The organism is Betaproteobacteria bacterium (genome assembly GCA_016720855.1).
Lineage (GTDB): Bacteria > Pseudomonadota > Gammaproteobacteria > Burkholderiales > Usitatibacteraceae > FEB-7.
This window is the reverse complement of record JADKJU010000003.1, coordinates 768,363-783,692: the sequence shown is the minus strand read 5'-3', so window position 1 is coordinate 783,692 and position 15,330 is coordinate 768,363. Positions and strand designations below refer to the sequence as shown.

Annotated in this window: 17 protein-coding genes and 2 pseudogenes; 7 read left to right on the top strand and 12 right to left on the bottom strand. The window is 63.3% G+C overall.

The window, feature by feature from the left end:
* Position 1: 1 nt before the first annotated feature.
* The 7 genes from IPP91_17540 to IPP91_17510 are packed head-to-tail and all read right to left on the bottom strand — an operon-like array spanning position 2 to position 6,877.
* On the bottom strand, positions 2–1,006 hold the full coding sequence (locus IPP91_17540) for a major capsid protein (GenBank protein MBL0143851.1): 1,005 nt from the start codon (positions 1,004–1,006) through the stop codon (positions 2–4).
* A 12-nt stretch (positions 1,007–1,018) separates the two neighbouring features.
* The gene (locus IPP91_17535; GenBank protein MBL0143850.1) at positions 1,019–1,399 is read right to left on the bottom strand and encodes a head decoration protein; all 381 of its coding nucleotides are present in this window, start codon (positions 1,397–1,399) and stop codon (positions 1,019–1,021) included.
* A gap of 3 nt (positions 1,400–1,402) precedes the next feature.
* Entirely contained in the window at positions 1,403–2,665 is a 1,263-nt protein-coding gene (locus tag IPP91_17530; protein ID MBL0143849.1) for a S49 family peptidase, read from the bottom strand.
* A 1-nt stretch (position 2,666) separates the two neighbouring features.
* Positions 2,667–4,163, bottom strand: coding sequence for a phage portal protein (locus IPP91_17525; GenBank protein ID MBL0143848.1), 1,497 nt, complete (start codon positions 4,161–4,163; stop codon positions 2,667–2,669).
* A complete protein-coding gene (locus tag IPP91_17520) occupies positions 4,163–4,369 on the bottom strand; it encodes a hypothetical protein (GenBank protein ID MBL0143847.1) in 207 nt (68 codons plus the stop codon). The genes IPP91_17525 and IPP91_17520 overlap by 1 nt, the downstream gene beginning before the upstream one ends.
* Positions 4,370–4,376: 7 nt before the next feature.
* Positions 4,377–6,350, bottom strand: a complete 1,974-nt coding sequence (locus IPP91_17515; protein MBL0143846.1) for a phage terminase large subunit family protein — start codon at positions 6,348–6,350, stop codon at positions 4,377–4,379.
* Complete coding sequence (locus IPP91_17510) at positions 6,350–6,877, bottom strand: elements of external origin (protein MBL0143845.1); 528 nt, start codon at positions 6,875–6,877, stop codon at positions 6,350–6,352. Before IPP91_17510 ends, IPP91_17515 begins: the two co-directional genes overlap by 1 nt.
* Positions 6,878–6,972: 95 nt before the next feature.
* Here IPP91_17510 and IPP91_17505 point away from each other — a divergent pair, with 95 nt between their 5' ends.
* The 7 genes from IPP91_17505 to IPP91_17475 all read left to right on the top strand — a co-directional run bounded on the left by IPP91_17505 (position 6,973) and on the right by IPP91_17475 (position 10,415).
* On the top strand, positions 6,973–7,170 hold the full coding sequence (locus IPP91_17505) for a hypothetical protein (protein ID MBL0143844.1): 198 nt from the start codon (positions 6,973–6,975) through the stop codon (positions 7,168–7,170).
* Positions 7,171–7,249: 79 nt separating this feature from the next.
* Entirely contained in the window at positions 7,250–7,768 is a 519-nt protein-coding gene (locus IPP91_17500) for a DUF3489 domain-containing protein (protein ID MBL0143843.1), read from the top strand.
* Between the two features lie 11 nt (positions 7,769–7,779).
* A complete protein-coding gene (locus tag IPP91_17495) occupies positions 7,780–8,097 on the top strand; it encodes a hypothetical protein (GenBank protein ID MBL0143842.1) in 318 nt (105 codons plus the stop codon).
* A gap of 84 nt (positions 8,098–8,181) precedes the next feature.
* The gene (locus IPP91_17490) at positions 8,182–8,547 is read left to right on the top strand and encodes a hypothetical protein (GenBank protein ID MBL0143841.1); all 366 of its coding nucleotides are present in this window, start codon (positions 8,182–8,184) and stop codon (positions 8,545–8,547) included.
* Positions 8,548–8,840: 293 nt separating this feature from the next.
* Positions 8,841–9,323 carry a hypothetical protein gene (locus tag IPP91_17485; GenBank protein ID MBL0143840.1) on the top strand — a complete coding sequence of 161 codons (483 nt, stop codon included), beginning with the start codon at positions 8,841–8,843 and terminating at the stop codon, positions 9,321–9,323.
* A gap of 77 nt (positions 9,324–9,400) precedes the next feature.
* Entirely contained in the window at positions 9,401–9,871 is a 471-nt protein-coding gene (locus IPP91_17480; protein MBL0143839.1) for a hypothetical protein, read from the top strand.
* Between the two features lie 79 nt (positions 9,872–9,950).
* Complete coding sequence (locus IPP91_17475; protein ID MBL0143838.1) at positions 9,951–10,415, top strand: hypothetical protein; 465 nt, start codon at positions 9,951–9,953, stop codon at positions 10,413–10,415.
* A 739-nt stretch (positions 10,416–11,154) separates the two neighbouring features.
* On the opposite strand, the pseudogene IPP91_17470 reads toward IPP91_17475, so the two are convergent.
* From IPP91_17470 to IPP91_17450, 5 genes and pseudogenes are all read right to left on the bottom strand, one after another.
* Positions 11,155–12,410, bottom strand: a pseudogene (locus IPP91_17470) (site-specific DNA-methyltransferase).
* Positions 12,407–13,809 (bottom strand): annotated as a pseudogene (locus IPP91_17465) (site-specific DNA-methyltransferase). The pseudogenes IPP91_17470 and IPP91_17465 overlap by 4 nt, the downstream one beginning before the upstream one ends.
* 381 nt (positions 13,810–14,190) lie before the next feature.
* The gene (locus IPP91_17460; protein MBL0143837.1) at positions 14,191–14,580 is read right to left on the bottom strand and encodes a helix-turn-helix domain-containing protein; all 390 of its coding nucleotides are present in this window, start codon (positions 14,578–14,580) and stop codon (positions 14,191–14,193) included.
* Positions 14,573–14,785 (bottom strand): hypothetical protein, encoded by a 213-nt coding sequence (locus IPP91_17455; GenBank protein MBL0143836.1) that lies wholly within the window; start codon positions 14,783–14,785, stop codon positions 14,573–14,575. The genes IPP91_17460 and IPP91_17455 overlap by 8 nt, the downstream gene beginning before the upstream one ends.
* A 1-nt stretch (position 14,786) precedes the next feature.
* Positions 14,787–15,251, bottom strand: coding sequence for a hypothetical protein (locus tag IPP91_17450; GenBank protein MBL0143835.1), 465 nt, complete (start codon positions 15,249–15,251; stop codon positions 14,787–14,789).
* Positions 15,252–15,330 lie beyond the last annotated feature (79 nt).

The following is a 15,330-nucleotide window of genomic DNA, read 5'->3' as shown; positions in this document are numbered from 1 at the left end:
CCTACGCGACCGTGAGCTTTACCAGCACGCCGGGCCGGTGACACATCGGAAGGGGATTGGACTGCGTGTGCAGATCCGTCCCCCGATCGAACTTGCGCGGTTCCTGCTTCGCGTAGAGCGGCTGACCCAGGGTGTTGGCAGTCTCGTTGAAGTCTGCCGGCGCGAAGTACGTGCCGAAGGTGTCCACGGTCCCCACGGGGAAGGCGTGAGCCTCGCCGGCGGCGATGAAGCGGCGCGTGGTCCCATTGGCATCGGTTGCCTGACCGCGATACTCCTCGAAGGTCAGCCCGCCGAAGGTGAAGCCGGCGCGCATGTCGTTGATGAGCACCGCACCCTGCTGCCACATGGTGTAGGCATCCTTCACCTTTGGGTGATCGGTGAGCGCATCGAAGAATTCCGGCGAGCACAGGCAGTGAATACCGGTCATGAATTCGCCCTTGAGGTTGTCCTCGAGGTGGCGCAGGACATCGGCGCACTTCTTCTTCACGTTGGAAGTGGCATTCGCCAGTTCGAAGCTGACGGTTGCCGGTGTGATGCCGAACTCGCTGTAGAGGTCGTAGATCACGGAGCCATCGGCGTCCAGAATCACGCCCTTGAGCGCGCCCATGCGCAGGTGCTCCAGCGTGATGGCGTGCTTGTTGCGCATCGTCTCCAGGTGCCGCGCCATGACGCCGGCGACACTCTCCATCTCCGTTTCCGACCCGAAGGCACGAATGCCCTGAACTTCTTCGGGCAGCACCACGTCATCGTGCGGGATGTGGGGAATGACGAAGGAGCGGACGGTGCGCTTGCCGCGCGTACCCACCGTGCCGGGAGAGCCGGGCGGTAGGGAAGGCAGGAGGTTCAGCACTCCGTTTTGCTCTTCGACGATGACCTGCCGGGTGCGCACGGGCCGCACCGGAAAGAGGTTCAGCGCCTCCATTCGACCGTAGCGGTTGGGAATGATGTTGATGGCGGAGGTCAAAGCCGCCATCGAAAAGGCCGGAGTGTTGAACGGGTTGTTCATGGTGGGGTTCCCTTAGGCGGATTGGCGAATGAGGATGCCGCGAGCTTCGAGTTGAGCCGTGGCGGTGGCCTTTTGCTCGGAGGTGATCTCGAAGGGCCAGACCACGGCACTGGAGGCCACGATGGCGTGACGGGCGAGGAGCAAGCCGTCGTTGCGATCGGCGAGCCCCGCATCGATTGCGCCCAGCAGGACGCCGGCCGCGTGTTCGGTCCCGTCGGTGGCCGCGGGATTGAGGCGCCTTACCTTGCCGGTGGTGGTCACGCGACCGAGGACTGCGCCCAGTTCGAGCGTTTGCCCCGATTCCACGGTGACCAGGTCGCGGGAGTAGTTGAGGCAATCGTCTTCGTACTTGAGGAGATCGCCCAGATTGAGGGCTTCGTTCAGTGCGTTCATGGCTTAGTCCTTTCCGGTGAGTTTCTTGACGGCCTTCATGAGCGGGCTCTGCTCGGCAGAATCGGCCCGGGTGGCCGCGTCGGGGTAAATGACAGAGGTGATCTCGGTGCCCTCGGCACGCGAGGCGAGCAGCGTGCGTCGTACCTGGGAGAGGCTCGCTCCCTCGGTCAAGAATGCGGTCGTGCGCTGCGGTTGGCCGGCTAGTTGGCAGAGTTCGGCTACCGCAATGGCGTCCGCTCGCGTTGCCGCAATCGCCGCTTGCACAGCATCGTCTTCGCGAGCAATCGGTGCGTCGGGCACGGGCACCGGTTCAGCGGGCGCTGCCGGATCCTTGGTCACTGCAGGGGGATTGGGTTCTGTCATGGTTGTTGCCTCCGTAAGGGGGATGGGAGATACGCAGTGGGACGCGCGTGTGGCAGCGAGCGCGAGACTTCGCACTCGGGGAGTTGCGAGGAAGGTGCTGAAGTCCGCGATGGCCTCATCAAAGCTGCTCACCGCGTCGGCCAAGCCCGCCGTGACGGCTTCCGGACCGAAATAGAGCCCGGCCTGTGTCGAGCGCACGAATCGGGGTTCGAGCGTGCGCATCGAGGCGACGCGATCGACAAAGATGGCGTAGAGCCGGTCCACTTCGGCTTGCAGGCGGGCGGTGGCTTCCTTGTCGAGCGGCTGGTGGGAAGAGAAATCATCCTTCTGGTCCCCGGCCGTGATCGCCGTGTAGCGATAGCCTTCCTGGGCATCGCGTGCGGACTGATCGACGTGCATGGCGATGACGCCGATCGAGCCCACGCCGCCCGTCTGTGTCACGTAGACGCGGGAAGTCGCGGCTGCGATCGCGTAGGCCGCGGAGAACGCCGAATCGCAGGCGAGTGCCCAGATGGGCTTTACCGCAGCGAGCGAGCGGATCCGCTGGGCGAGTTCAAAGACGCCCCCGGCCTCCCCACCCGGTGAATCGACATCGAGCAAGATGCCGGTGACGGCGGGATCCGCGATCGCCGCATCCAGCATTGCGCCGATCTCGCCGTAGGACGTGAGGCCTGAAGCCGCGTCCAGACCGACCGCGCGGCGCACGAGCGTGCCGTGAATGGGAATGACGGCGATGCCGGGAGGCCGATCTACTTGCCCTCGCTGCGGCGCAATCGGTAGCGCCGACAACGGTTCGGGCCAGCCGATACGATCACCGAGCACGGCAAGGATGATGTCGAGCTTGGAACGGGCGAGCAGGAGCGGCGTCCCGTACAGACGGGACGCAAGGTGCGGCAGCTGCATATCAGTTTCCTTGAGTGTCTTGCGGCGGTTGGGCTGTCGACTGCCGGCCCGCAAGGGCCTCGTGACGCGGGTCGGAGTCGAAGACGAGACCCAAGGCATCGGCGCGGTCGTTGTCGGCGGCGATTTCGCGGTCCACATCCTCAGCGTCGTAGCCGTTGGCCGAGATCGCTTCCGACCGGGACATGAGCCCCGATCGAATAGCGGCTTTCATGGCGTCCGCCTCCTTCAGGGGATCGACCCATTGCCAGCCCTGAGGAATCCACTTCACGGCCAGGTACTCGCGACGTTTCGCCTGGCCGCCCCGGGCATAGCCGGGCAAGACCAGTGCACCTTCCAGAACGGCTTGGCTGAGCCATGCCTGCCAGATCGGGCGGCACAGTTGATGAACGATGACGCCGTGCTGAATGGCTTCGACGCGACGTCGAAACTCCAGGAGTCCCGCCCGGATCGAGGAGTAGTTGACCTGCGTGAGGTCGCCCGTCAGTTGTTCGTAGGTGACACCCATGGCGGCCGCCACCGCGCGAAACTGCATGCGCAGAAACTCCGAGTAGGTACCGCCCACGTCGGCCGGCTGGGAAAACTTGATGTCCTCACCAGGCTCCAGAATCTGCATGGTTCCCGGCTCCAGCCCCGCGAGTGCCACCGCGTTGGCGTCGGCAACCCCTTCGCCGAGCAGGTTGTCCTCGGGGGCAAGCCGCGTCACGAAGCCTGCGAACATCGCGGCGGTTTTCTTGCGCACGAGTTCCGCGTCGTCGTACTGATCGAGTTCGTTCAACTTCACCAGCGCGCGTGCAAGCCATGGCTCGCCACGAATCTGGCCAGGGCGAAGGGGCCGGAAGAGATGCATGATTTCGGCCGCGTCCACGCGCACGGTCGAAAGTCCGCCGGCACCCGACATCGGCGCTAGCATTCCGTCTTCGGGATGCGAGCGGTACAGGTGATAGGCCACGCGGCGCCCGAGCCGGTCGAATTCGATGCCGGCGCGTATCACGTTGCCGTTCTCGGCCGTGGTATTGAGCGTGATCGGTAAATGCTCGGCTTCCAGGACCTGAATCTGCAACGCCACCGGCAGTTGGTCCTCGGGACGGCGATAGCGCAGCCGAACCAGGGCTTCGCCGCCTTCGAGCATGGCGCGACAGGCGAGCGCCTGCAGCCCATAGAAATCCGTGAGTCCTGCCGCATCCGCCTCGATCGTCCAATCGCGCCAGAGCGCTTGGATGGATTCGCGCAAGCTCGCGTCCTCCACCATCGACTGCGGCTTGATGCCGGTCCCGATCGCATTGGCGACATAGGACTCGAGTGCGGAGTTGGCCCAGGCATTGCGGCGCACCAGGTCGCGGCTCTTGGCGCGCAGTTCGTTTTGGCTGAAGGCAAGGGCGGCCACCGCACCGGGATTTCCCACCTGCCAGGCGAAAGCGCGTCGTCCCCCGCCGATGCCGTCATAGGTCGGCGTCCGGCCACCGAAGAGGCTGCGCCGGAGTTTGATCAGCCAGCCCATCAGGTCCCCTTCGAGGAAGTGAGACGGATCTGGCGAGCGCGCGGCATGCCCGCGGTTCTGGCCAGCGCGGCTTCCACCGACCGGATCGCTGCCTGCAGCTCTTCGATCGATCGGTATTCGACCGTTTTGTCGCCAAAGCTCACGCGCCGCTCGCCGCTGGCGAGTGCACGTTTCAGGGCAGCAAGTTGGTCTTGGGTGTAGCTCATCCTGTCCTCAGCGGGTTAGCCAGCGGCTCTTGATCACGCGCCGGCCGGGATTTCGGGACCCAGAAGTAACAAGGCCACCGCTCTGGGTGGCCTCGTTGGAGTCGAGTGCATGAATCGGGGGCGGCGCCTCGTCGGGTGGCGCAACGCCGAGTTGTCTTTCCAGTTCGCGCCAGTGGCGCTCTTCAAATCGGTCCAGGCCCGCGGCACAGGCGGCGGCCCGGGCGTAGACATAGCAGTCGAGCGCTTCGTTTCGCTCGCGCATCTTTTGCCACTCGCGGTGCGCGAAGCCATTGCGATCGCGTCGGGTGACCAACTGCTCGGCGCAGAGTTGCTGGATGAATTCCGCATCCACCTGCGGCAGGTGCACGAAGGCCGCAGGGTAGCGAATCGTGACCCCGTCCTCTTGAACGTCCGCGACCTTCCGCAGGTTGTTGTAGAACTCAAGCTTGGCGATCCCCACCGCCACCGAGAACACCTTGATACCTCGGCGAAGGCGCTTGCCACCCTGCGAGACGTCCACGGCCAAGGGCGTGCCGATGAGGGCTGCGCCACGTGAAACGCCCTTGACTGCCATGAGGCGCGAATCTCGCGAGGCACGCACGAATGCGTAGGCCTCCTGCGTGGCAAACCCCGTATCCAACGCAAACCGGGCGAGCGGCATCGTTGCCCCCGAGGCATGCGTCCATTGCTCGGCGATCAATGCGCCGAGGTGCTTCCACACGGCCTCGCGTGCCGTGTCGCCCATGAGCACTCGGTGTTCGACGAGCCACGAAGCCTTGCCGCGCCCGAATGCCCAGATGGAGGCCTCAATCCGATCCTTCTGCACGTCCGCCCCGCCCACCAGAAGCAGACCGCCCGCGGGGACAGTGCCTGGCGGATAGTCCTCTCGGCGCTCGATCAACCGCTGCCAATCGGGGGCTTCGCCTTCCTCGACCCACGATTCGCCCAGTTCGGTGTTCTTGAAGGTCTTGATCGCCGCAGCCGATCCCGTTTCCTTGTTCACCGCGGCCTCCCAAGCGGTCGCGATCTCTCGCCAACTGCGCCAACCCACAGGGCTATAGAGCGACGACAGGTGAAAGCCCGCGGTCTTCGCCCCATTCTCCGGCACCATCGCGCGCCATTCGCCGTGCTCCAGCATCCACGTCTTGTGGTGCTCGGCGATCACCTCATCGCAGGATTCGCAGACGTAAGCGGCGGTCTCGGGCTTTCCCTTCTCCCATCGCAACTGTTCGAAGCGCAACCACTGCCGGTGCGAGCAGTGGGGGCAGGGCACGAAGTAGCGGCTCTGGTCGGACGCTTCAAATTCGCGCTCGATGGCGCTTGCCCCGGAAATCGTGGGTGTGGAGACGATGAAGATCTTCCGCCGCGCGAAGGTGCGCGTGCGCGCTTCCGCGAGCGAGATCGCATCCCCCTCGCCCTCCACATCCACCGGGTATCCATCGACCTCATCGAGGAAGAGATATCGGACCGGCATCGATCGCAGGCCCACGGCACTGTTAGCCCCGGTCATGACCAGCACCCCGCCTCGAAACTCCTTCGCGAGGATGGTGTTCCCTGAATCGCGGCTCCTGGCCGGCGCGATCAACTCCGCGAGCACCCCGGACTCCTCGATCAGCGGGTCAATCCGCTGCTTGGAGTTCCGTTTGGCCATTTCCACCGTGGGCCAGACCGCCATCATCGGACCCGGCGCGTGGTGGATCACGTAGCCGATCCAGTTCGACCCCATCTCCGTTGCACCCAACTGCGCGCCCTTCATGAACACCACGCGTTCCACGGGTGAGGTCGGCGAGAGGCAATCCATGATCGCCTTCAAGTACGGCGTGCGGCTTGTCCGCCAGCGCCCCGGCTCGGCCGAGGCCTTGCTGGAGAGCATCCGGTGCCGATCCGACCATTCGGAGACGGTGAGCAGCGGATCGGGGGTCATCCCCTCGCGCCACGCGCGCTCGATCTCGGCCGCCCCTTCGTAATCCACGTCCCCCATCAGTCCACTCGTGGGCGCAGATCGCCCAATTCCTGCAGGTGTTCACGCACGGCCGCTTCCAGCGCTACGTGCATCGCGTGGGCGTCGATTTCCAATCTGGCCGCCATCTGCGCTGAGATGCGTGCGGGCCAGTTGAGCCACGCATCGCGCTCGCTTCGCGCCAACCTGAACACGTGGGCGATGGCCTGCGGCCGATCGACCAGTTCGCCCTTGAGGCGGGCCAGGCGCACCTTGTTGGTCTGCGCTTTGACCACCTCGTTGACCGTGCGCGCCTGAAGAAGCGATGTGCCTCCGGCAGGGAGTGCGGGAGCAGCCTCACCTATGGGCTCTGGCGTTGCAACCTTGACCGTGGGCTTTCGTGTGCCGGACTTGGGAGCCTCCGAATTGCGCGCCCATTCGCGGTCGGCACGCTCGGGATCGATGGTGCCGTCAGCCTCCGGCGTGATACGACCGGCGCGAATGGCCTTGTGCACGGCGGTATCGGTGACTCCACGGTGCCGGCCGTAAGCGCGAATCGAGATCCCCATCAGCCTCTTCAATCATTTTGCAGATTCAGCTTGGCTTCCATCGGAAGTAGCGCGTTCATACGTTCGACTTCAATCACCCCCCGAGGACCAAGCACATGAGCCGAATCGAAACCCTCCTCACCCACATCGCCCAGAAGCACCTTGGGATCGAAACCTTGGCAGCCCGCAACTCGGACAGCCTCGACTTTCACGATGTCGCGGTGTGGAGCCTGCGCGACGCCCTGGAGGCTGCTTACAAAGCCGGCACAGAGCAGGGGGCGCCCACCCACATGGCAATCAAGTCGCCGTCCTGATGAAGCAGAAAGCGCTTGGCTTCCATCGGACGAAGCGCGTTCATCACATCACCCCATCAACCACCAGAAGGAGCCGCACATGAGCACGATGCAACTCAGCCCCGCCCAACACGCCATCCTCGCCTACGCCATTCAGAACACCGACGGCAGGATCGAGTGGTTCCCCGACAACATCAAAGGCGGCGCCAAGAAGAAAGTCCTCGACGGACTCTTCAACCGCGCCCTCATCACCACCGACGGTACCAACTGGTTCGTGGCTGCCGAGGGCTACGACGCCCTGGGCTGCGAGCGACCCGCGCCGGCCACTGTCACCGCCACCGCCGAAGAACACGCCCGGGAGACGCCTCCTGTGGCGGCACAGGCGGAAGAAGCCGTGACACCCCGTCCCCGCATCCGCGAAAACAGCAAGCAGGCCACCGTGATCGGGATGCTCCAGCGACCCGAGGGCGCGACGGTGCAGCAGATCTGCGAGGCTACTGGCTGGCAAGCACACACGGTGCGCGGCACCTTCGCCGGGGCCCTCAAGAAGAAGCTCGGATTCAACGTCGTCTCGGACAAGGCCCAAGGGGGCGAGCGCATTTACCGGATCGCTGCCTGACGATGCCGGCGATGCTGACTCCCGACGAACCCCTCATGCGTTACCCTGACAGCACGCCCACCGTCTTCACCGGCGCCAAGCAGTTCGTCGAAACGCAGGGCATGGCGGTGTGGCTGGAACTGTGCGATGCCGTGTTGCCTGGCGAGTGGTTCAACGTGACCGAGGTCGCGGGCAAGCTTGCGACCCTGCGCGATTACCGCAATCCCGAGAGATACCTGCGCGCGGTGCTGAAGGCCGCGCTTGCCGACTACCAGGAGCGCCCTGCGGAGTACGACGGGCGTATCCCGGTGCAGTTACGGGGCCGGAACCTGGACGTCGTGAGTATCTAATTCTTCGCCCCGAAAGAGCTTGGCTTCTCGATTGAACAGCGCGTTCATACAGCCATCGCAACGACCAAACGCATGGAGACCACGATGACGACCACCACGCAAATCCCCGCAACCCAAAACGAAGCCTGGGGCTTTTGGGGAACGATGGCGGGCGACGCCCCCGCGGCCTGGTCCAAGGCAATGACGACGATTGCGGATGCCACCGGCGAGTCCCTCGACGCGGTGCGGATCTTCCTCGACAGTCGGCACGGCCGCCACTTTGCCGACGACGTCCTGAACCAGATGCACGCGGGCCGCGTCCCCAAGGACGCGATCCACGCCGCCACCCAACAGTGGATGAGCTGGAAGATCGGGCGCCACACCAGCAAGCAGCACGGCATCCCGCGCGGGCTGCCCTACCTGACGGGGTTCGTGGCGCACTGCGATATCAGCGAAGATCTCGTCTGCTAACGTGCGCAAAAGCGTCAAACCTCGAAAGCTTTGCACAGTTTAAAGCGGTCGATTGGTTGCGGCTGCCAGATTGCGCGATCGGCCAACAATAGGCCTTCGAAGTCGAGCATTTCGCTACGTCACATTCCATGGATACCAGACGGCGCATACCGTATGCGTGTCATAAGAATGACATTCGGAACAGCGAACTGCCATTGACCCGTCGTCCTGCGGGGATGATCATGCCTGCATTACCGGACGATAATGCTTCAAGTACTAGGCAACCCAATACTGGTCAGGCGGAGGGAGAAGCAATGTTCATGACGCACTCACGATCTCCCAAACTTCTCGGTGATTTCGGAGAGGGACTTGCCACCTACGCACTGATCCGCAAAGGCTTTGAAGTGGCCAACGTTGACCATGTGGGTGCTGACCTAATCGCTGAAAAAAGCGGGAAAAGATTCGCGGTTTCGGTGAAGACCCGTCTCTTTAGGCCTGGCTCGAAAGAGAGTCTCAATTTCGTCGTAGAGAAAGGCCATATCGACAAACTCAACTATTTTGCCACGCAGTTTGACATGACTCCTCTCTTTGCTCTTGCCCTCTGTCTATCGGACGAGAAAACCATACATCTTCTTGTCATTCCAGCTGCCAATCTGACGGACTTGCCCAGGGCCAAACATGGAGTCGCTCTTCGTTTCTCCAGAAAGGCTCGCCAGAAATTGTTGCAGCAACCATATGTTGACTATAGTTGCTGGAAGGACGAATCCATCGGTACAAATGACTTCGCCCAACTCTAGGCCGAACGGACGGACGGAAGTGCTGTGCCACGTGCTCAATTCGTAGCGGCCCGCCGCTCGCCTAGACGGTTGACAGCATGAAGACGCTCGGTGACTTGAACGTCCTTCTCGACGACTTCCGAGAAGTGATTGCGCTTGCTGGAACGTCCTTGCCGTCCGCCGCACTTTCAATTGAGACATTTCCCGCACCACACAGACCTCCGTCTGCCCTACCGAATGGAAAGGCGGCCGTTTACGTATTTGTCTGGAATGGGATCTGCCTCAAGGTTGGAAAGGTCGGCCCCAAGAGTCAGGCCCGGTTCACAAGCCAACACTACAGCCCAGCCAGTTCAAACAGCAATCTGGCAAAGTCCCTTGTTGCAGGGCAAGGCAAACTAGGGCTGTCCGGCATTACCGACTCCAACGTCGGCGAATGGATCAAAAGCAACGTTGATCGCGCCAACTTTCTTCTGAGTGTGGAATGCGGTATTCCAGTGCTTTCTCTCTTGGAGTCTTTTCTTCAGTGCCGACTAAAGCCGATGTTCGAGGGGTTCGAAAGTCAGCGATGAAAGCATGTTGCCGAACCGATCATTCCGCCGGTCCCGCGCGAAAAACTGCGCAGGCCAACGACTTCAAACGGTGATGCCCATGTCCAATCAATCACGCAAGCATGCAATCGGTCTCGCCGGCGAATTCCTGGTCGCTGGCGAGTTGCTCCGCCGCGGCATTATGGCCGCTGTTACCTATGGCAACGCCAAGAAGGCCGATGTCATTGCGGTCAATGGGGCCAAAGCAGCGCCGATTGAGGTCAAGTCAACCTCTCAATCCAAGTGGGTTCTTGGCGGTGTTCTCCCCGCAGACAATTCAAATATCTGGGTTCTTGTATACCTGCCTCTGGACGAAAGCGCTTCGCCCGAGTACTTCGTTCTGACGAGCGCAGAGCTTCGCAAATTGGTGTTGCCCGGACACGAGGCGTACAACGCGAAGTATTTTGCGAAGTACGGAAAGAAGTATTCCGGCAAAGGTGTTGTCTCAATTGAGCGCAAACTCCTCGAAGCCAAAGACCAACCGGCGTGGTCCAAGATTTGTCGGGCAGTAGGCCTCCAGCTTTAGCGGTGCGGACGGACCGGAACCGCTTTGCCATTTGTCACCATCGTGAAGATTGGTCGTACAGCAACAAGACGTTAGGCTGAGCACGTCGAGGGCCACGGATGAAAAAGGGTGAGTTTCTTCAAGCGATCCAAAGTCGTGTCGCGCGCGTCGCGGTTGGAGCTTCTGCCGTGCGAGGTCGTGGCAATGCCGGGACGGTGAAAGCTGCTCGCACATACCTGCGACAGGTTCAGCTCGCAAAGTTTGGTGCCCGTCCCGCGGCATTCCGGATAGCCCTCGAAGAGGAAACGAATGGCTTACTCAAGTCCCTTCCTCGGAGTGCGCGCCACTGGGGCCTCGCGCGAAAGCTCCTGAACATATTCCTTCGAGATTGTTCGTATACGACCTATTTGGAGTCCGCCTTTCGATTGAGCCGGGCGCACGCCGAGTTCGAGTTGCCGCTTGATTTGATTACAGCAACACAACTGAAACGCGCGAGCGGACGCGGGACACTGCCGAAGTGGCCAGGCGTAAAGCACTTGACGCCATCCACAAGTGCGCAGTTCCAGGAGGCGGCACGAGTAATAGCGGGAAGGAAGAGTATTTCCAGGCTTCACCTCGATGCGATCTGGTGGTCGCAAAGCCGTGACGACGTGATCAGTCGGGGAGATAGGTAACAAGAAAGTCTGGGGACACTGGCCTCACGTCCCAATGGCGGCCGTGCGCGAAGAGCCGCTTCGGGTCGATTGTGACTGGTGGCCGTTTAGCTTTGCATGATCGCTTCCTCGCCGAAGGGCGCATTGTCCTGTTCCCGCTTTGCCGACTTTCCGGTCCAGTCCTGCCACCGGCGTACGATCACATCGACGTACTTCGGATCGAGTTCGATCAGCCGCGACGCCGTTGCGCCTTCTCCGCCGCAATGAGTGTGGTGCCGGATCCGCCGAAGGGATCGAGCACCAGCTGCCCGGGGCGGCTTGAATTCCGGACGGCGCGCTCCACCAGTTCGACCGGCTTCATGGTCGGGTGCAGGTCGTTTTTCTGCGGCTTCTTGATCTGCCAGACGTCGCCCTGGTCCCGGGCGCCGCACCAATGCCGCTGCGAGCCGTCCGGCCAGCCATAGAGGATCGGCTCGTACTGGCGCTGGTAGTCGGCCCGGCCCATGGTGAAGGTGTTCTTGGCCCAGATGATGAAGGTGGACCAATGGCCGCCGGCAGCGCGGAAGGCCGCCTGCAGGACGTCCAGTTCGCTGGAGGACATCGCGACGTACACGGCGCCCTGGCAGCGGGAGAGCATCGGCGTCAGTGCCGCCAGGATGAAGTCGTAGAAGCCATCCCCCAGGTTGTCGTTCAGGATCGCGCGATCCTTGCCGCGCATCTTGTCCTTCGCCGAGTTGGCGTAGTTCACGTTGTACGGTGGGTCCGTGAAGACCATGTCCACCGACCCGTCTCCGAGCAGCTTCTGGTACGACTCGGCCAATGTGGCATCGCCGCACAGCAGCCGGTGGTGGCCCATGACCCAGATGTCGCCGGGGCGGGAGATTGGAGTCTCCGTGACCTCGGGGACGGCATCGTCATCGGTCTCGCCACTTCCGGCACCGTTCTCATCTGCCAGGAGTTCGGCCAGCGCATCGGCATCGAAGCCGGTGAGCGCGAGATCGAAGTCCTCATCCTGCAGGGCAGCAAGTTCCGTCCGGAGCACGTCGTCGTCCCAGCCCGCGTTCTCCGCGATCCGGTTGTCGGCAATGACCAGCGCCCGGCGCTGCGTCGGCGTCAGGTGATCCAGCACGACCACCGGCACCGTCTCGAGGCCAAGCTTCTGCGCGGCGGCGAGCCTTCCGTGGCCGGCGACAATCACGCCATCGGCCCCGGCGAGGATCGGGTTCGTGAAGCCGAACTCCGCAATCGAGGCGGCGATCTGCGCGACTTGCTCGTCCGAGTGGGTCCGCGCATTCCGGGCGTAGGGAAGCAGTTTCGCGGTCGGCCACCGCTCGATCTTGTCGGCAAGCCAGGAGGAGGTCATGCCGCGGCCTCCGTGAGGTAGAGCCGCTCCCGGCGGACCTCCTCAAACGACTGTCCGGTGGCCGCCAGCGTTACCGGCAGGGCGGGGTAGTTCTGCTGAAAGCGCTTGATGGCGACGTCCACGTACTCGGGCGCGATCTCGACCGAACGGCAGGCGCGACCGGTCCGCTCGGCGGCCAGCATCGTGGTACCGCTTCCCCCGAAGGGTTCGAATACGATGTCGCCCTTGTCCGAGTAGGCCTCGATCACGAACTCGGGCAGCGCCACCGGGAAAACGGCCGGGTGGTCGATGTCCTGGCCGATCTTGCCTTTGTGGCGCATGACGCGGATCACCGAGTCCGGGATCCGGGTCTCCTGCGTGGGCTGGCCTGCGTGCGTCCAGCCGCCCACTTCGCCGGCCTTGCTCCGCATGGCGGTGGAGGATCCGTCTGCCCGCAGGTGCGAGTCCTGGCCGGCGTGCTTACAGGGGACGATCTTGTTGGGCTTGCGGCTCTGGCGATTGAAGTGGAAGACGAACTCGAAGCTCGGGGCGAAGCGTCCCGCCCAATCGCCCGGCATCCCGGGCCCCTGGTCCCAGACGTACCACGCGAAGCGCCGCCAGCCTTGGGTGCGCATCCACTCGAGCCAACCGTCCCAATAGGGGATGAATTCGTTGTCGCGGTGGATAAGACCCAAGTTCACGAGCACCTGGCCATCCTCGGCCATCGGGAGCCGAGCGCGAACACGCCACGCATCAGGCCATCCCAATCGGCGATGCCGCCGCTGGTGTAGTCGCGCTGGTTGCCGTAGGGCGGGGAGGTAAAGCACAGGCGGGCCTGCGAGCCCTCCATCAGCGCCGCAACCACAGTGTTGTCACTTGCATCCCCGCAGATCAGGCGATGGGTCCCCAGGAGCCATACGTCGCCCGGCCGCGTGACCGGAACGGCTGGCGCCTCGGGTACGTCATCGGCCGCGTCCGGTCCGTCGCCGTCGTTCTCTGGGTCGCCGCCTCGGTCGGCATCGTCCGCCAGCAGGGCCTCGATCTCGGACGCCTCGAACCCCGTCAGCGCGAGGTCGTAACCGGCCTCCGTCAGATCCGCCAACTCGAGCGCCAGCAGTTCGTCGTTCCAGCCGGCGTCGAGCGCCAGGCGGTTGTCCGCGATGATGTAGGCGCGCTTCTGCGCGGGCGAAAGGTGCGCGAGTTCAATCACCGGTACCTCGGCAAGGCCCAGCTTTCGCGCGGCAGCGAGGCGCCCGTGGCCTGCGATGATGCCGTTCGCGCCATCGACCAGGACGGGCGAGGTCCAGCCGTACTCGACGATGCTGGCCGCGATCTTCGCCACCTGCTCGTCGCTGTGGGTGCGCGGATTCCGGGCGTAGGGGATCAGCGTCTCGACCTTCCGGTACTCGACGTTGAGCATGTTCAGTTCTGGCATCCCAAAAGAAGCGGCCCGACCCAGGGAAGGAGTAGACCCCGGACCGGGCCGCAAGCGGCGCACACCGTTGGAAATGAAAAGCCCGCCGACGATTGGGTCGTGGGCGGGCTTGAGGAGGCGGGGGTGCAAACTGCAAACCAGCGCAAACCTAGGTTTGCACTCTGACGCTAGGCGAATGCCGCGCTCGCGCCTCCCGCATGGCTCTTCGGCCAGGAAGGACCCGTCTCATTCGCGGGTTCGCACTTCTGTCCAGAAGATAACTCGAATCCTACAGCGAATCGGCAATGTTGTTGCACGTGCAAAGTGCGCACATCGTCGCTCGCAATTGCTCATGCACGCGGATCATTGCCCAATTGCGCCAAATTGCTACCGCGTGACTAAGCGCTGGTTGAGGTGATCGGCCAACTGCTGCAGTGCGCGCTGCCAGTGCCGCCACGCGGTCGAGCGGTTGCAGGCAAAGCGGATGGAGATGTCTCGCCAGCCGTAGCGCTTCGCCCGCATCCACACGAGGTGACGCTGCTCCACCTCCAGCCACTGCATCCAGCGCGTGGTCTCGAGCATCCGATCAATGGCCTCTGGCGATGGCGGCATGGGCCGACGATCTGGTTCGTCTACCCCATAGGTCTCCCATTCCTCCCGGATGATCTCGGGCCATGCGTTGAAGTGGCCACGCACGCGTGCGGGCGGCAGTCGTCGTGCCGTGCGTACCGCCTCCACAAGCCTTGCGTCGACGGTTGCCTTGTCCCAGTCAGCCATGGCGGCCCTCCTTCGTTCCGTAGAGCCGTTCCCCAATTCGACGAACGAACTCACGCTCGACAAAGTCCAGGCGATCGTCCGCGTCGCTTACCACGAGGATGCGTTGGTCTCGCCAGCCCTCGCGCTTGATGGCCTCAGGGTCCATGCGGGCTTCACCCTGGAGTTGCCCCAGGGGGCAGCGGTAGCGTTGCTCCGGAATGCGCATCTCAGCCCTCCTGCGTCTCGATCGCCCAGTGAAGGAGGGCGAGGGCGTCGGCTTCGTTGTCGTCGATGGGCGCGTAGCCTCGGCGGGAGGCGGCGGCGAGCATTTCCTCCTTGGCGGCGTTGCCTTTGCCGGTGGCGTGCTTCTTGATCGTCCCGACCGGCACTCCCTGGTAGGGGATGTTGTGGTGCTCACACCACGCGGTGAGGTGGGCCATGAGCCCGCCGTAGACGTGGGCTGCGTCGACGCCGGCGTGTCGCCGGACTTCCTCGAAGTACACGGCGTTGAGGGCGCCGCTCGCCGCGAGGAGTTCGGTGAGCCAGCGCTTGAAGCGCAGGAACCGCATGCCGCCGCCCTCAAAGCGACCCGGCTTGAAGTGCTCGGTGCCGCTCGTGACGGTGCCGTCCCGGTGGTACAGCGCCCAACCGGTGTGGGTGCCCAGGTCGAGGGCGAGGATCGTTGTGTTCATGGTTGTGTGGTCCTTCCGTTCGGGTTGGGTGACCGAAGGTGGCCGGCGTGACGTATGAGTCTCTTTACGTGCGTGCGCG